The following is a 15,420-nucleotide window of genomic DNA, read 5'->3' on the forward strand; positions in this document are numbered from 1 at the left end:
TGAATGCTGCTCGGCTCAAAATCGTGATTTTTTTCACAGCGCCAATATGCTCTTTTATGGTGAAATAGAGGTGATCAAAGCAATAGCGGGAGGAGTGATCTCATTGTTATCCGGCGTTATTCTGGCTGGCGGCGCACACCGCGGAACGAACGGAAAAAATCGCGCATTCCTCACAATCGGGGGAGAGACTCTGCTGGAGAGGCAAATTCGTGAAATGAGAACCTGCTGCGACGAAATAACGATCGTGACAGGCGAGCCGGATTTATTGCGCCGTTCGGTGGACCGGGATGTCCGTATTATCAGCGATTACTTCGGCGGCGAGGGGTTGCTTAGCGGGTTCCATGCAGGCATTGCCTTGTCTGGAAATGAGGAAGTGTGGGTGCTGGGCTGTCATATGCCGTTCCCCTCATCACAGGCAGCTATGCTTCTCTACTCGCGAATGATGCAGGGGGGAGGCCTGGCGGCAATTCCGTTTATTAGAGGGGCGGCGATTCCGTTGCACGGGATCTACGATAGATCCGTGTCCGAGATTAGCGGCAAGCTGCTGGATCGCGGGCGGACGGAGTTTTCCGAGCTGCTTGCGGCCGTTGACGTCGTCAAGGTTGAAGCTTATTCATTCGAGAGCGAAGGCGTAAACGGCAAGTTCGCAAGATCCGTTAGGACGGATGAAGAGTATCGGGCGCTTGTTGCGGAAAGCGAAGCTCGAATAGCGAAAGCGTGAATCTGAAGTGGAGGCGAATAAAATGGCAACGACGGAGAAGGATAGAGCGATCAGAACTACTGTGAACGAAGCTTGGCGGGGGTTTGCGTATGGCGAATGGGCGAAGGGAATCGACGTTAACTCCTTTATCGAGAAAAATTTGACGTCCTACGAAGGGGACGAGCGCTTCCTGGCCGGATCGACCGACCGTACGACTTCTTTGTGGGATCGAATCAGCATCCTGCTTAAGGAAGAACGCGAGCGCGGCGGCGTGCACGACATTGATGTTCATACCATATCGACGATTACCTCGCATGGTCCCGGTTATATCGACAAGGAGAAGGAGACCATCGTCGGCCTGCAAACCGACGCGCCGCTCAAACGTTCGATACAGCCGTTCTGCGGCATCCGGATGGCGATTGACGCATGCGAGGCGTACGGCTATAAGCTGGATCCCGAGATCGAAGCCATATTCCGCGACATTCGCAAGACGCATAATCAAGGCGTATTCGATGCTTACACGACTGAGATGAGGCTTGCCAGGAAGGCGGGGATCGTCACGGGGCTGCCCGACGCATACGGCCGCGGACGCATCATTGGCGATTACCGGAGAGCCGCGCTTTATGGCGTGGATGCGCTCATTGAGGCGAAAAAAGCCGATCAGCTGGCGCTTGAACCGGATGTGATGAGCGAGGATGTCATACGGCTCAGGGAAGAGCTGTCGGAGCAGATTCGGGCGCTGTCGGAGCTTAAAGAGATGGCGGCCGCTTACGGGTACGACATTTCGAAGCCGGCCCGCAATGCAGGCGAGGCCGTGCAATGGCTTTACTTCGCTTATCTTGCCGCCATCAAGGAGCAAAACGGCGCGGCGATGAGTCTGGGCCGCGTATCGAGTTTCCTCGATATTTATATCGAGCGCGATCTGCAAGAGGGCACGCTAACGGAAGCGGGCGCACAGGAGCTGGTCGATCACTTCGTCATGAAGCTGAGACTAGTGAAATTTCTTCGCACGCCGGATTATAACGAGCTGTTTAGCGGCGATCCCACTTGGGTGACGGAGTCGATCGGCGGCATGGGGCTGGATGGCCGTACGCGGGTAACCAAGAACTCGTTCCGCTTTCTGCACACCTTGTACAACCTGGGACCGGCTCCCGAACCGAACTTGACCGTCTTATGGTCCAAAAGCTTGCCCGAAGCCTTTAAAACGTACTGTGCGCGCGTCTCGGCGGAGACCAGCTCGATCCAATACGAAAACGACGATCTGATGCGTCCGCAATTCGGCGACGATTATGGCATCGCTTGTTGCGTATCGGCCATGCGTATCGGCAAGCAAATGCAATTTTTTGGCGCCCGCGCGAATCTGGCGAAGGCGCTGCTATACGCGATCAACGGGGGCAAGGACGAGAAGCTCGGCATTCAAGTGGGGCCAGTCATGGCGCCGATCACGTCGGAGGTGCTGGATTACAGCGAAGTGATGGCCAACTTTGATCTCGTAATGGATTGGCTGTCCAAGCTGTACATGAATACGCTGAACGTCATCCACTACATGCATGACAAATATGGCTACGAGCGCATCGAGATGGCGTTGCACGACCGGGATATCGTCCGGACGATGGCTTGCGGCATCGCGGGATTGTCCGTTGTGGCGGATTCGCTCAGCGCAATCAAACACGCAAAAGTGCGGCCAATTAGAGACGAGCGCGGCATTGCCGTCGACTTCGAGATTATCGGCGACTATCCGCAATACGGCAATAACGACGATCGCGTAGACGACATAGCGGTTTCGCTTGTAGAAGGTTTCATGAATCGACTGCGCGGTCACAGGGCGTATCGCGGCGCGATTCCGACGCTGAGCGTGCTGACAATTACGTCGAACGTCGTCTACGGCAAAAAGACGGGAACGACGCCCGACGGCCGCAAAGCCGGAGAGCCGTTCGCGCCAGGGGCGAATCCAATGCACGGCAGGGACCGCAAGGGCGCACTCGCTTCGCTGGCTTCCGTCGCCAAGCTGCCTTACGAGCACAGCCTGGACGGCATATCGAATACGTTCTCGATTATTCCCAAGGCGCTCGGGAAAGAAGAAGAAGCTCGCCATCGCAACCTGTCCGCGCTGCTCGACGGTTATGCCGCTAGCGGCGGCCATCACTTAAATATCAACGTTTTCAATCGCGAGCAGCTTCTGGACGCGATGGAGCATCCGGAGTCGTATCCTCAACTCACGATCCGGGTCTCGGGTTACGCGGTCAACTTCATTAAGCTGACAAGGGAACAACAGCTTGACGTCATCGGGCGCACATTCCACGGAGAAATTTAGATTTTGCATGCGATAGGAGCGTGGCACTCATGTCAGGACGAATTCATTCGATAGACACTTTTGGAACGGTGGACGGACCGGGTATTCGCTTTGTCCTGTTCATGCAGGGCTGCGCCTTGCGCTGCGGCTTCTGTCACAATCCCGATACTTGGGACACGGCTGGAGGAAGGCAGGTGGAGGTAGAGGATATTCTTAGCGAGATTGAACCGTACTTGCCATACTACCAGGGTTCGGGAGGAGGCATTACGGTAACGGGAGGCGAGCCTACCCTGCAGGCGCCGTTTGTCGCCAAGCTGTTCAAAGCATGCAAGGAGAGGTACGGACTTCATACGGCGCTGGACAGCTCCGGCTTCTGCGACCCTTCTCATGCAGGCGAGCTGATGAGTTATACGGATCTTGTGCTGCTGGATCTGAAGCAGCTTCATCCGGATAAGCATGTCCGGTTAACCTCGCAGCCCCATGATCGCATTCTGAAATTCGCAAGCTGGCTGTCGGAAATCCGCAAGCCGGTCTGGATCCGCCACGTCCTAATTCCCGGATATACAGACGATAAAGAGGACTTGAGCCTGCTGGGACAATTCATGGGCGAACTAAGCAATGTCGAACGGCTCGAACTGTTGCCGTACCACGAGATGGGCGTGTACAAATGGGAGCGGCTTGGCAAAGACTATCCGCTGGCAGGCGTGCGGCCGCCCGATGAAGAAGAGGTCAAGCGGGCGCGCCGCATCATAGAGGAGTCCGCCCGCTCAGCCGGGAAGGCTCGCGTCTGACAGGGATCCTCCGCTATCCGTCGAACATTCAGGGAGATTCCTCCCGATTAATCAGTGCGTTCCCCGATGCGGCTGCTGCGGTCCATAGCGTATGATAAATATAGAAGAAACGTACGGGAGGGATTGGCGTCATGACAGTGACTGCGGGAAGACAGAGCGGATTCGGGGCGATACTGACGGACGAGAGCTTCGAGAGACTGCGGGGCATCATGTACATCAAGAGCGTAGAGAAGGGCAGTTGCCTATTCTGGGAGGGAGACGCAGCCGACAAGCTGTTCTACATTTTCGAAGGTCGAATCAAATCGACGAAGATGTCTGACGCAGGCCGTTCCTTGACCCTCTATCTGCATCAAAACGGCGATCTCATCGGTCAGATGGAGCCTTTTAAGGATTCCACGCACAGCACCTCTGCGGAAGTGACGGAGGATGCCAAGGTCGGCGTCATCCAGCGCAAGGATTTGGAAACTTTGCTCTGGCAGCATGGCGACCTGGCCCTGGAATTCATGAAGTGGATGGGGCTGATGCATCGGTTGACCCAAACGAAATTCCGCGATCTCATGTTGTTCGGCAAGACCGGAGCCCTCTGTTCGCTGCTGATCCGTCTATGCAACTCTTACGGAGAAGAGCAGGAAGACGGTATCCGGATCGATCTGAAGCTCAGCAATACCGAGATGGCGGACATGATCGGCGCAACCCGCGAGAGCGTCAACCGGATGCTTGCCGATCTGAAAAAGGAAAAAGTGATTACGTACAAGGACGGCCACTATACCGTTAATCGGATTGAATACTTAAAGGAAGTATGCTGCTGCGAGAATTGTCCGAAAGAAGTATGCCGTATGTAACGTAGTTAGGAGTGCGTGTTCAAAAGTCCGGTATTAAGACTTTGACCAATCTCTAGAAGTCCCCGCCCGCAGACAGCCGGCGGGGACTTCTCGTTAACGATGAGCCGGGCGCATGGACAGGCGGAGACAAGCGAGGCTTGAGAGGAGGAGCAATTGTGGAGTCATGGGAAGCTCTAAATGGTTACGATAGGCTGGCAACGGCGCTGGAAGATGCTGCGCGGGAAATAGGAGGCGATTTTGCGGCATTGGCGAAGCTTGTCTTACCCGATCGAAGAGGCAGATGGATCAGCACTTATGGAGCAAGCAGCTCCCGCCTTGCGCGAATGGAGCTGAGATCGGGCTTGGGTGTAGGCGGCATGGCTATTCGGCTCGGAGTACCCTATCAGGCAAGCGCCGAAAAAAATGCCCATATGCTTGGCGAATGTCCCGTCATGCTGGCGGAGCGGCTGTCAGCCGCGATCGCGATTCCCTTGCCTGCGCCCGGGAACGGTTACGGAAGCAGCGTTCTGGTGGTTGGCAGAAGGGAGGCTCATTCGTTCGAAGAGCTTGAAATCCGGCAAATTTCCACCAAAACGCCTTTATGGATTGAACTATCTTCACTCTGGCGTTATGATGGGGGGAAATGGAATGTAATGAAGAATGGAGGAGTGGGATGATTAGGATTGTCATCGTGGATGACCATGCCATGGTTCGTTCCGGCCTGCGGATGCTGCTTAGCAGCAAGGGAGAAATCGAGGTCGTGGCAGAAGGCGCCGACGGAGACGAAGGCATTCGGGCGGCGATGGAGCATCATCCGGACGTCGTCCTTATGGATCTGAGCATGCCTCAAGGGAAAGACGGAATTACAGCTGCGTCGGAGCTCAAAAAGCTGCTGCCCGATGTGGCTGTTCTTATGTTGTCGATGCACGACGATACGGAATATCTATTCCGCGCGATTGAGGCGGGGGCATCGGGGTACGTGCTAAAGAGCGCTCCCCACGAAGAGCTGCTGAACGCGATTCGCACCGTAGCGTCGGGAGCAGCCTACTTGTACCCATCGGCAACCAGGCAGCTGATGAATCGTTATGCGGCAAGCGCGAAAAAAGATGACCTCGACGCCTTCGACACCTTGTCGGAGAGAGAGAAGGAAGTGCTGTCTCTTGCGGCAAAGGGATATGGCAACAAGGAGATCGCCGAACTTCTCTTCATTAGCGTGAAGACGGTAGAGTCGCATAAGAGCAACGTCATGGAGAAGCTGGGACTGAAGACGCGGCCGGAGCTGATCCAATACGCTATGAAGAAGGGACTGTTGCAATTTGACTAAAGGTGAAAGTGCCGGGGAGTGCCTTCAAGGCAACAGAATGATTGCGGGGCGGGTCGACGCTCTGTTGTCCCAGCTTGCAGACCATGTAAGCGACGAGAGGTTCCGCGAGGATCTGCGCCAGTCGCTCAAACAACTTGCGGACGTAAAGTTTGCGCTCGACGAATCGTCCATTGTTGCCGTTACGGATGCGAGAGGCAAAATTTTATACGTCAACGATAAATTTTGCGAAATATCCAAGTATCCGCGCGAAGAGCTGATGGGAAAAGATCATCGGATTATTAATTCGGGATATCATCCCAAGTCGTTTATGCGGGAGCTATGGGCGACGATCGGCTCGGGCAACGTATGGTCGGGCGATATTAAGAACCGCGCCAAAGACGGATCGAATTATTGGGTCAATACGACGATTGTGCCTTTCGTCAGCGAGAGCGGAAAGCCATATCAGTATTTGGCCATCAGAAGCGAGGTTACCCGTCTCAAGAAGGTGGAGGAAGAGCTGAAGGAGAGCCTGGAGAAGATGTTGACGATCCAGGAGGACGAACGCAAGAAGTTTTCCAGGGAGCTCCACGACGGCATCGGACAAAGCTTGTTCTCGTTGCTCATCCAGTTGGATCGCGTCATTGCGAATCCGGATCGGGAAGTCGACGATTTGCGGTGCCTACGGGAAAATGTAGCCGGCATCATCGAGGAGGTCCGCGGTCTTGCATGGGAGCTGCGCCCATCGGTATTGGATGATATGGGCATTGAACCAGCGATCCGCTCATATATCGGCAATTATGAGTCGCATTACGGCATTGAAATCGATTTTAATTGCAAGCTTGCGACCCGCCTCGGTCTCCGTGTCGAGACGGTGATGTACAGAGTTATCCAGGAGGCGCTGACGAATATCGCCAAGTATGCAGACGTGTCCGAAGCCTCGGTATCGATTCTTGAAGACAGCGAAGAGGTTGTAGTCCGGATCGTCGATCATGGCGCCGGCTTCGATACCGCCGGAGTCTCTGTAGGCGTAGGACGCTTTAGTATGGCGGAGCGGGCCCGGATATCCGGAGGCAGTCTTAACGTGGAGTCGGAGCTTGGCGGGGGAACGACCGTTACGCTCAGAATTCCGCATTCGCGGAAATATTAATACATTGTGATTTAAATCACATACCCATTCGAAATCATAGCTTATAATAAGAATCAAGAAGGAGGTTGAAGGCCATGAACAAGACGGCTTTCGTCATCGGATACCAAGGAATCCGATTCGCCAGAGTCAAGCGGCGATCCTGCCGCAGAAAATCGCAAGAAGTCGTATTCGTCTAAAAGACGGATTCCTCTACTCAACAATGTGAAATAAATCACATACTATACTATGGGAGTGAACGATCATGATGAAATGGCTAAGGGAAAATGTGTACGCTGCTGGTATCGTAACGATTGTAAGGTTGATTGTCGGCTGGGCTTGGCTGGATGCGGGCTTCCATAAACTGAAAGGCGGCTTTGACGCAACAGGATACTTGAAAAACGCCGTTACCAACCCTGTCATGGATAAAGCGACAAACGAACTGGTGTATCCGACTTTCACCAAATTCATCGAGCACTTTGCTTTGCCTAACGTAAAGCTCATTAACATCTTAATCCCCGTCGGCGAGTTCCTGGTCGGTGTAGGGTTGATCGTCGGCGGACTGACGGCGGCGGCCGCGTTCTTCGGACTCGCGATGAACTTCATGTTCCTCTTTGCGGGAACGGTAAGCACGAACCCTTGGCTGGTGCTGCTGGGCGTAATCGTACTCCTTGCAGGAACCAACGCCGGCAGGTTCGGACTTGATCACTACCTGCTGCCGATCCTTCGTAAAGGCTGGCTTCGTGTAAAGGGTAGAGGCGGGGCAGCGGGAACGGGAACAGGTGCGGGAGCCGGCGGCAAACTGAACGGCAATACGCTCTAATACGATCACAATACAAGGAAGCGGAGGCGTAGAATATGACTGCACAGACAAAGAACAGGGATGTCGACAACGAGCTAACCCAATTCATGCTGCATCATTGCTACACTTGTCCCGATGCGAACGAGTGCGACACGGAGGCCAGATGCCGGGCTTGCATGGAAGAGAAGCGGGAGAAAGAGGAAGATGGCAGGCAGCTGACACGGGATCAATTAAAAGAATACGCGCTGTAAAGCGCGGAGCGCCTCAAGAGGCCGGGGAAAACCACGGCACGGGAGGCGCTCTTTTTTTACCACAATAGAATTTATAAGTTTTCGAGCATTCGAAAACCGAAATTCTATTTGGCGATAAATCCTACCTCTGAACGCGGTCGCTCATCTCTGAAAGGCCTCGATAGAGGATTTCTCACGTACATTTGAAAATATCGCGGATTCTGATAAACTATTAGCTATAGGTAAATTGAAACAGGAGGAATAGGACATGTATGAAGCTATGGTATTGTTACACGTGTTAGGAGCAGTCGGAATGGGGTTTTATGTCGTGCTGCCGATTATGCTGGGGGGAGCCTCCAAGAGCGACGGAAGCGGACAAGCCGGACTGGCCAAAGGACTATTGTCGGCCAATCGCATCGCGCAATATTTCCTTATCGTTCAACTGCTGACGGGCGGATATCTGATGTCCCAAGGCGATTACGCCGTCGCCTGGATGATTATCACAACGCTTTTGTTTCTTGGCATTGCCGCTCTCGGCGGAATCGCATCCAAGCCGCTTAAGGGAATCGTATCGGCTATCCAGTCGGGGCAAAGTACGACAGCTTACGTCAATAAGGCAAAGATCATGAGCTTGATTATTCTCGTGCTTTATGTCGCAATCGTTTATTTTATGGTATTCCGATTCTAAAATAATAATTTGAGTTGTCAGTACATTGAGGGGGAAGTTGCCGTGCGTGAGGGTTCACCACAGATTGTAACGTTCGGAGAGACAATGGCTCTCTTTATGCCGGAGGAGCACAAAGCGATTGAGAGGGCTTCCAAGCTGGAGCAAGGATTCGGAGGCGCGGAAAGCAACGTGGCCATCGGACTCGCGAGGCTGGGCGCTTCCGTAGGCTGGTTCGGCGCGCTTGGCAACGATCCGTTTGGCAAGCTGATCTTGAAAACGCTTCGCGGCGAAGGCGTCGATGTATCCCGCGCCAATCTAAGCGGCGAAGCGCCAACAGGGATGATGTTCCGCGAGCATGTGGCGGGCCGTCTCGCCGTCCATTATTTCCGCAAACATTCGGCTGCCAGCCGCATGCGACCCGAGGATCTCGACGAGGACTACATCCGCGGAGCGAAGCTGCTTCACATCACCGGCATTACGACGGCGCTCAGCGATAGCTGCCGCAGTACGGTCCGCCGCGCCATAGACGTCGCCAAGGAAGCGGGCGTGCAGATCAGCTTCGATCCTAACCTTAGGCTGAAGTTATGGTCCATCGAGGAAGCTCGCGAGACCTTGCTGCCGCTTATACAGGAAGCGGATTATTTCCTGCCGGGCTGGGACGAGCTGAAGCTGTTGTATCAGACCGACGATTACAAGGAGGTCAAGGCCAAGCTTGCAGAGCTTAAGGCAATCAGCGTAGTTAAAGGAATGGGAGACTCGACGATTGTGCTTAATAAAGGCGAAGAGACATCCGTTCCCTTCTACCCTGCGGAGCAGGTTGTGGATACCGTCGGCGCAGGCGACGGCTTCTGCGCGGGTTTCCTTGCGGGTCTGATGAAAGGCATGTCGCCCGTAGAGGCCGTTCGTCTCGCCAGCATTAACGGATCGCTCGTCGTACAGTCGCGCGGCGATTGGGAAGCGTTGCCGGAATGGGAAGTCGTGGAGCAGCGGATGTCGGCGAAGGCGTGGGTGGAGCGCTAATGACGACGGAGCTTACCGGAGGTTCCAAGGGCCAGCGACGGAGGGAAGCGATTCTGCAGCTGCTCAAGCAGCAAGGACGCATTACGATTACGGAGATGGTGGAGCGGTTCGGCTGCTCGGAGGCGACCGCGCGCAGAGATTTGGAGCAGATGGAAGGCGTATATCCCGTTATTCGCACGATCGGCGGAGCAATGTACGATGGCATGGGGACGATGCGAGAGCTGCCTTTCGCGGAGAAGGAAGGACTTTCTATTCTCGAGAAAGAGAAGATCGCGGCGCTTGCCGCGACACTGATTCAAGAAGGGGACGTCATCGGCCTTTCCGGCGGGACGACCAATTTCCTGTTGGCGAAGCTGCTCAAGCTGCGCAAGGGCATTACCGTCGTGACGAACGCGGTCAATATCGCGATGGAGCTGGCAGGCAGTCAGATCCAGGTTGTCGTAACGGGCGGCATTATGCGCCATAACAGCTTCGAGTTATGCGGGCCTTTGGGCGAAGGGATGGTCACGAATCTCCATATCGGCAAGATGTTCATCGGCATAGACGGCATCTCGGCAGGGGGCGGCATCTCTTCTTACTCCGAGCAGGAGGCGCAGATCGCGAAGGCGCTTATCAAGCGCTCGCAGGAAACGTACGCCGTATTCGACCACACGAAGAGCAACCGCAACTCGTTGTTCTCGGTAGCGGGCGTCGCAGAGCTGAAGGCTGTTATTACCGATCAGTCTCTTTCGGGAGACCTCGCCGCAGAGCTTGAGAGGCACGGCGTTACGGTTTATGTAACGGACTAGTTGCGCTTACAAGGCATTTCAAGTATTTGTAAGTCTTTTCAATTATTTGAAGGTCATGAAGAGAATAAAGGGAAAATCTCCCCCTAATCACGCTACTATGCCAGATTTCGCGGCTTTAAGGGGAAATCCGCCCTCTAATCTCCATCCAATTGACGTCTTCCCTCTAGTTCACTTGATTTAGAGGGAGAATTTCCCTCTAACACTTCAAAAAAACAAAAGGGTAGTAAACTAATGGGAGCTTTTCCACTTATTCAATAATAGGAAAGTGTATGATTTCGTTATTCTTTCTGTGCTTAATTAAACAGCGGCAGTCAAGGACTTTTCTATCGTCCAAGACATGCCGCTGTTTTATTTAAAAGGTAAATTCAATACGTTCCTTTCTTGCGCCCCCGCTATTCCATTATGAGATTGTCGAAGTAGAAGGTGCCGGTCTGCTGTTTATAAGCATGCAGCACGACGCGTACCTGGGAGCTGGCCGCGGTAAAGGTGAGCGACTTGTTCTGCGCCGAGCTGCGGTAGTCGCCGACCTCATGAACCGCTGAGCCGTTATAAACCCGCAAATAGCCGTATGTCGCGTTATCCGAGCTCCACATGTCGGCGCTGATCGTGTAGGATTGGTTCGGCGTCACCGCTACGTATTGCTCGGATTCGGCGGAAAAGGCGGTTGACGGGCTCAGGTTCAGCTTACCTCCCGAGATCAACGCCGATGCGGGAGATGCCGAAATATCCGTCCAGCCGGTCGTGCCCGAGAAGCCGCCATTGACGATCAGGTTAGGGCCAGACGTCGGAGTGGGCGTGAGCGTCGGAGTCGGACTTGGCGTTGTTGTCGGAGTTGGACTCAGCGTCGGCGTCGGAGATGGACTTGGCGTAATCGTAGGCGTTGGACTCGGCGTCGCTGTCGGCGAAGGCGTGCCGCCTGTAGATTGTGGCTTTGGGTATTGGTCGAAAGAAGCCCAATCGTTCGTGCCAGGGAAGTACGTTTCCGGAACGGCGACGTCGCCCGCTTGGTTGAACGGCGTAATGCGAACCCAGTCGATGACCATCTCCGTCGTGTCGAAGTTGGCTTTGCCCGCCCAGTTGCGAGGGAACCACGCCGCGATCCAGAATCTTGCCGTGTTGGTCGGGACATGCGTAAAGGTCGTGTTCACCAGTTGATCGTCGACGTAGAATTCGACGCGCGGCGTCTGGCCGGAGTCGCCAGTATGCCAATCGAAGCGGTACGTATGGAACTGGCCGTCATCCTGAGGCGAACCCAGATCGGTGTAGTTGGTCGTATATTCGTCTTCGTTCTCGCCGACCCAAGTATTTAGAAGCGCCTTGCTGAACGAGAAGTTTTCGTGAGCGGCGTTCGGCCGACCCGGGAATTCGATGTCGATCTCGTGATTGATCGCATAGTAGCCGTCATTGTCGACGCAGCCGACAGGCTTGCACTGAAAGCCGGGATCGGCCGGATACAGCTCCTGGTAGTGGAAGGTCCAGAGGGCCGAAGAGACGCCAAACTTGGGCGCGACCTTCATTCGCACCTCGTACGAGCCCGAGCCGTAGTAGGCGTTGGTCGCCACGGCGGCTCCGACACGCTTGCCGTCTGTTCTCTGGCTGCCGTCCTTGTTGATGCCCATGACGGGTCCGGTATATTTGTTGCCATGGGCTTCGAGGATCAGATTGCCGTCACGCAGCTTCACGTTCTGCGGCACGACGCCGCCGTTAAAGCTCATCTGCCCGCCGAGCTGACCGCCCCAGTTTTTATTGGCGATCTTCCATTTGCCGGGATCCAGCGCATCGCCCGTAAAGTCGTCAAACAAAACGTCGGTCTGGGCGGCAGGATCACGGTCGGACCAGCCGTCGTTCGGGAACGACTCCGGGAACCAATCGTCGCCGGGTTGCTCGAATGGCGTAATGCGGACCCAATCGACATCCAGCGTCTCGGTGTCGAAGTTCGGCGTGCCCGCCCAGTAGTTCGGAAACCAAGCGCCGATCCAGAGGCGGCTCGCGTTGGTCGGTACATGGTCGTAGTTGGTCTGGAGCAATACGTCGTCGATGTAGAACTCGACGCGCTTCTGCTCGCCGTCGCCGCCCGTATGCCAGTCGAACCGGTACGTATGGAACTGGCCGTCGTTGACCGCTTGCCCGAGCTCTACATATTCGGTCGTATATTCGTCTTCGTTTTCTCCGATCCACGTATTGAACAGTCCGCGATCGTAGGAGATATTGGTGTGAGCGGGACCGGGTCTGCCAGGGAATTCCATGTCGATCTCATGGTTGACGGCGTAATAGTCTTGGCCGCCGACGGGTTTTTCCTTGTAGGCGGGATCTCCCGGATAGAACTCTTGATAGCTGAACGTCCAGATCGCGGAGGCGACGCCAAGCGAAGGCGCGACCTTCATGCGAACCTCGTAGCTGCCCGAGGCAAAATAATCTTTGGTAGCGATCGCTCCGCCAACGCGCTTGCCGTCGGCGCGCTGCGAGTAGTCCTTATTTATGCCTTTGACAGAACCGGAATATTGATCTCCATAAGCCTCGATGATCAGCTTTCCGTCGTCAACCGACACGTTCTGCGGCAGAACGCCGCCGTTGGCGCCGCTGCCACCCCATTGTCTGTAAGCCTTCAGCCATTTGTTGGTGTCGAGCCCATCGCCTTCAAAATCGTCGAAGAACACTTCCGTCCGATACGCGTTCGTAGAGTTCGGTTTCTCCAGCGCTATCATCCCCATTAATAGTGCGATGACCAGGAAGGCGATTGCAGGTACAGAATAAAATCTAAATTTTAAACTCACCATTCATTCCTCCTCTTCATTGTGAAATTCCTCTGACTGAACGCGCTCGCATTCTTCTACTCGCCTACAATTCGGAAGTCGATATTGTTAGGCGGCGGAAAGGACAGCTTCACCTCCTCGATGTGCTGCTCGCCGAATGGCTCTCCGAGCTCTTTCGCAAGCTTCCTCGCGTGATAGCCGTACCAGAGATCGATGATCAGCAGCTCTCCTTCGCGGATGACCGCGAATTCCTGCAGGAACAGGCGGTTGATAAAAGCTTCTTCTCCCAGCTCCAGCGCAGCCGCCCCGACGATGATCTGAATGCGGTCCGCGGATTGTTGCTTGCCCGGCAGAGATTTATAAAAGCTCCAAGCATCTTGGTAGCGTTCGGCCTCGATCAGCAGCCGGATATATTCTTCGGAGAGCGCCTGATCCGGGAAGATTGGAGTCAAAAACAGCGCCTCGTCCCAATAGGCTAGTGCTTCCGCCAGCTTCCCGTCGCGTCGCATCGATTCCGCCAGATTGCGGTACGCCCATATGGACGGCTGCAGGGAGAGCGACGTATGCCACGCCTCGATGGCTTCTTCCTTGCGGCCATGCTCGTATAACATGACGCCGAGATGGAGATGCTCGTTCCAGTTGCCATGGCGAACTGTCGACACAATGTCGGACAGCAGCGTCAGCCATTCGTCCTGTACCATCCAGGAGCGCGGCTGCTCTTCCGGCGTTCGCTCCGGCATGCGGCCATTCGAGAGCAAGCAGAGCCAATCCGCATATTCGGCATCCGCGTCTTCCGGATCGAGCGGGGGGAACGCGAAGCCTTGCGGCAGCGATCCTCGGCCTTGCCGCTCGCGGCGAGCCTCTTCGAGCGATCCCCAGCCGGAGCCCGCGAATAGCGTTTCGCCAGGCGGCTTCAAGCTTTCCTTCGCCAGCGTATCGTGCAGCCTCAGCAGCTCCTCTTGCGGAATCTGCAGCTCCACTTGATCCCGGACATATCCGTTCGCCGGATGCCAGTCTGGTCCGATCGCCCGATCGACGGTCACGTTCGACATGCCGAATACTTGGGTAAACGACCACTCCGTGTCCGGCGGCATGTCCATCCCATGCATTTGCGTCGGAGCGAAGCCGCCTTGAATCTCGATATAATTGCCTTCGCCGGGTCGAGACAGGAAGTCGCACCAGCGCCTGCCGCCGGCATGATGGCCCCAGCAGAACATCTTGCGGTAACGCAGCATAGAAGAGGAACGCTCGTAGAACATCCTGCCGTCTTCATAGACGACGGCTTCCCACGGCGCCTTGGCTGTCTCCGGCGTCTGGAAAAAATATTCGTTCGAGAACGGGAAGTTCATCGGATACGACACGTCGGCGCCGGGAACGGTCGGCAGCAGGGGAAGGGTGCCGAGCCCGAACCCTTTGACGCCATGGTCGATATAGATCACCGCGTCCGTTTCCGAAAATACGCGCGCCTGCGTTGTCTCCGGAACCGCGATATTCGTCCACCAATACATGGGCACCGAAACGTCGTTATCGTTGACGATCCGGACATGGAGCTGCAATTGCTCCGAGCCGGGAGGCAGATGGAAGTCCATTTGCCAGAACACGTTTTTGCAGCGCTCGTAATCGAACAGGCGAAGGAACTCATGGCCGTTTGCGTCGGCCAACTTGGCGGCGTGCATAGGGGAGCAGGTGCCGAACGTATGACCGACCTGCCCGATGTTCCATTCGATGCCCCCCGAGAACCAAGCGTTTAGAATCGCGAGATTGCCGGGCCGGAAGACGGGATTGGCATACAAGATATCGCGATTGGTCTCTTTGTCGACGAGGGAATACAGCCTGCCGCCATAACGGGGGAGAAAGGTGGCGCGCAGCTTCTCGTTCTCGAGCACGATCGTTTCGATATTCATCGGCTGGAGCTTGCGGGAGTAGCGGTCTTGCATTCGGTAAGGCAAGTAGCGTTCCCCCGTCTCGTATCCGAGCTTTTCGCGCTGCCGTTCGGTCAATGTGCCGTTGTCGTTCGTTTCCCGGTTCCGATTGCGGCTCATGAACATGGGCAGCGGATTGTTGCCTTCTATAGGGGCTCCGTCCAACTGAAGCGTGGATGGATACACAGCCATGAATCTCAGCCTCCT

Annotated in this window: 14 protein-coding genes; 12 read left to right on the plus strand and 2 right to left on the minus strand. The window is 55.2% G+C overall.

What is annotated here, in order from left to right:
- Nucleotides 1-70 precede the first annotated feature (70 nt).
- The 12 genes from H7F31_RS14405 to H7F31_RS14460 all read left to right on the plus strand — a co-directional run bounded on the left by H7F31_RS14405 (nucleotide 71) and on the right by H7F31_RS14460 (nucleotide 10,538).
- Complete coding sequence (locus H7F31_RS14405; RefSeq protein WP_261800420.1) at nucleotides 71-721, plus strand: molybdenum cofactor guanylyltransferase; 651 nt, start codon at nucleotides 71-73, stop codon at nucleotides 719-721.
- Nucleotides 722-743: 22 nt separating this feature from the next.
- Nucleotides 744-3,014 carry a formate C-acetyltransferase gene (pflB, locus tag H7F31_RS14410; protein WP_187104737.1) on the plus strand — a complete coding sequence of 757 codons (2,271 nt, stop codon included), beginning with the start codon at nucleotides 744-746 and terminating at the stop codon, nucleotides 3,012-3,014.
- Nucleotides 3,015-3,043: 29 nt separating this feature from the next.
- Complete coding sequence (pflA, locus tag H7F31_RS14415) at nucleotides 3,044-3,784, plus strand: pyruvate formate-lyase-activating protein (RefSeq protein ID WP_187104738.1); 741 nt, start codon at nucleotides 3,044-3,046, stop codon at nucleotides 3,782-3,784.
- A gap of 131 nt (nucleotides 3,785-3,915) precedes the next feature.
- Nucleotides 3,916-4,626: a Crp/Fnr family transcriptional regulator gene (locus H7F31_RS14420; RefSeq protein ID WP_187104739.1), complete on the plus strand. Its 711-nt coding sequence runs from the start codon at nucleotides 3,916-3,918 to the stop codon at nucleotides 4,624-4,626.
- Nucleotides 4,627-4,781: 155 nt separating this feature from the next.
- A complete protein-coding gene (locus H7F31_RS14425) occupies nucleotides 4,782-5,282 on the plus strand; it encodes a GAF domain-containing protein (RefSeq protein ID WP_187104740.1) in 501 nt (166 codons plus the stop codon).
- Complete coding sequence (locus H7F31_RS14430) at nucleotides 5,279-5,929, plus strand: response regulator transcription factor (RefSeq protein WP_187104741.1); 651 nt, start codon at nucleotides 5,279-5,281, stop codon at nucleotides 5,927-5,929. Before H7F31_RS14425 ends, H7F31_RS14430 begins: the two co-directional genes overlap by 4 nt.
- Nucleotides 5,930-5,966: 37 nt before the next feature.
- Complete coding sequence (locus tag H7F31_RS14435) at nucleotides 5,967-7,055, plus strand: PAS domain-containing sensor histidine kinase (protein ID WP_187105356.1); 1,089 nt, start codon at nucleotides 5,967-5,969, stop codon at nucleotides 7,053-7,055.
- A gap of 241 nt (nucleotides 7,056-7,296) precedes the next feature.
- Nucleotides 7,297-7,854 carry a DoxX family membrane protein gene (locus tag H7F31_RS14440; protein ID WP_187104742.1) on the plus strand — a complete coding sequence of 186 codons (558 nt, stop codon included), beginning with the start codon at nucleotides 7,297-7,299 and terminating at the stop codon, nucleotides 7,852-7,854.
- A gap of 35 nt (nucleotides 7,855-7,889) precedes the next feature.
- Nucleotides 7,890-8,084 carry a hypothetical protein gene (locus H7F31_RS14445; RefSeq protein ID WP_187104743.1) on the plus strand — a complete coding sequence of 65 codons (195 nt, stop codon included), beginning with the start codon at nucleotides 7,890-7,892 and terminating at the stop codon, nucleotides 8,082-8,084.
- Between the two features lie 247 nt (nucleotides 8,085-8,331).
- Entirely contained in the window at nucleotides 8,332-8,751 is a 420-nt protein-coding gene (locus H7F31_RS14450) for a hypothetical protein (protein ID WP_187104744.1), read from the plus strand.
- Between the two features lie 42 nt (nucleotides 8,752-8,793).
- Nucleotides 8,794-9,750 (plus strand): sugar kinase, encoded by a 957-nt coding sequence (locus H7F31_RS14455; RefSeq protein WP_187104745.1) that lies wholly within the window; start codon nucleotides 8,794-8,796, stop codon nucleotides 9,748-9,750.
- Nucleotides 9,750-10,538, plus strand: a complete 789-nt coding sequence (locus tag H7F31_RS14460; RefSeq protein ID WP_187105357.1) for a DeoR/GlpR family DNA-binding transcription regulator — start codon at nucleotides 9,750-9,752, stop codon at nucleotides 10,536-10,538. The genes H7F31_RS14455 and H7F31_RS14460 overlap by 1 nt, the downstream gene beginning before the upstream one ends.
- A gap of 392 nt (nucleotides 10,539-10,930) precedes the next feature.
- Here the strand turns inward: H7F31_RS14460 and H7F31_RS14465 are convergent, their stop codons facing one another.
- Together H7F31_RS14465 and H7F31_RS14470 are read right to left on the minus strand one after the other, a co-directional pair.
- Nucleotides 10,931-13,312 carry a family 16 glycosylhydrolase gene (locus tag H7F31_RS14465; RefSeq protein WP_187104746.1) on the minus strand — a complete coding sequence of 794 codons (2,382 nt, stop codon included), beginning with the start codon at nucleotides 13,310-13,312 and terminating at the stop codon, nucleotides 10,931-10,933.
- A gap of 56 nt (nucleotides 13,313-13,368) precedes the next feature.
- Nucleotides 13,369-15,405: a DUF5107 domain-containing protein gene (locus H7F31_RS14470; RefSeq protein ID WP_187104747.1), complete on the minus strand. Its 2,037-nt coding sequence runs from the start codon at nucleotides 15,403-15,405 to the stop codon at nucleotides 13,369-13,371.
- Nucleotides 15,406-15,420: the final 15 nt, after the last annotated feature.

Origin of the sequence: Paenibacillus sp. PAMC21692 (genome assembly GCF_014303795.1) — a bacterium.
Lineage (GTDB): Bacteria > Bacillota > Bacilli > Paenibacillales > Paenibacillaceae > Pristimantibacillus > Pristimantibacillus agaridevorans.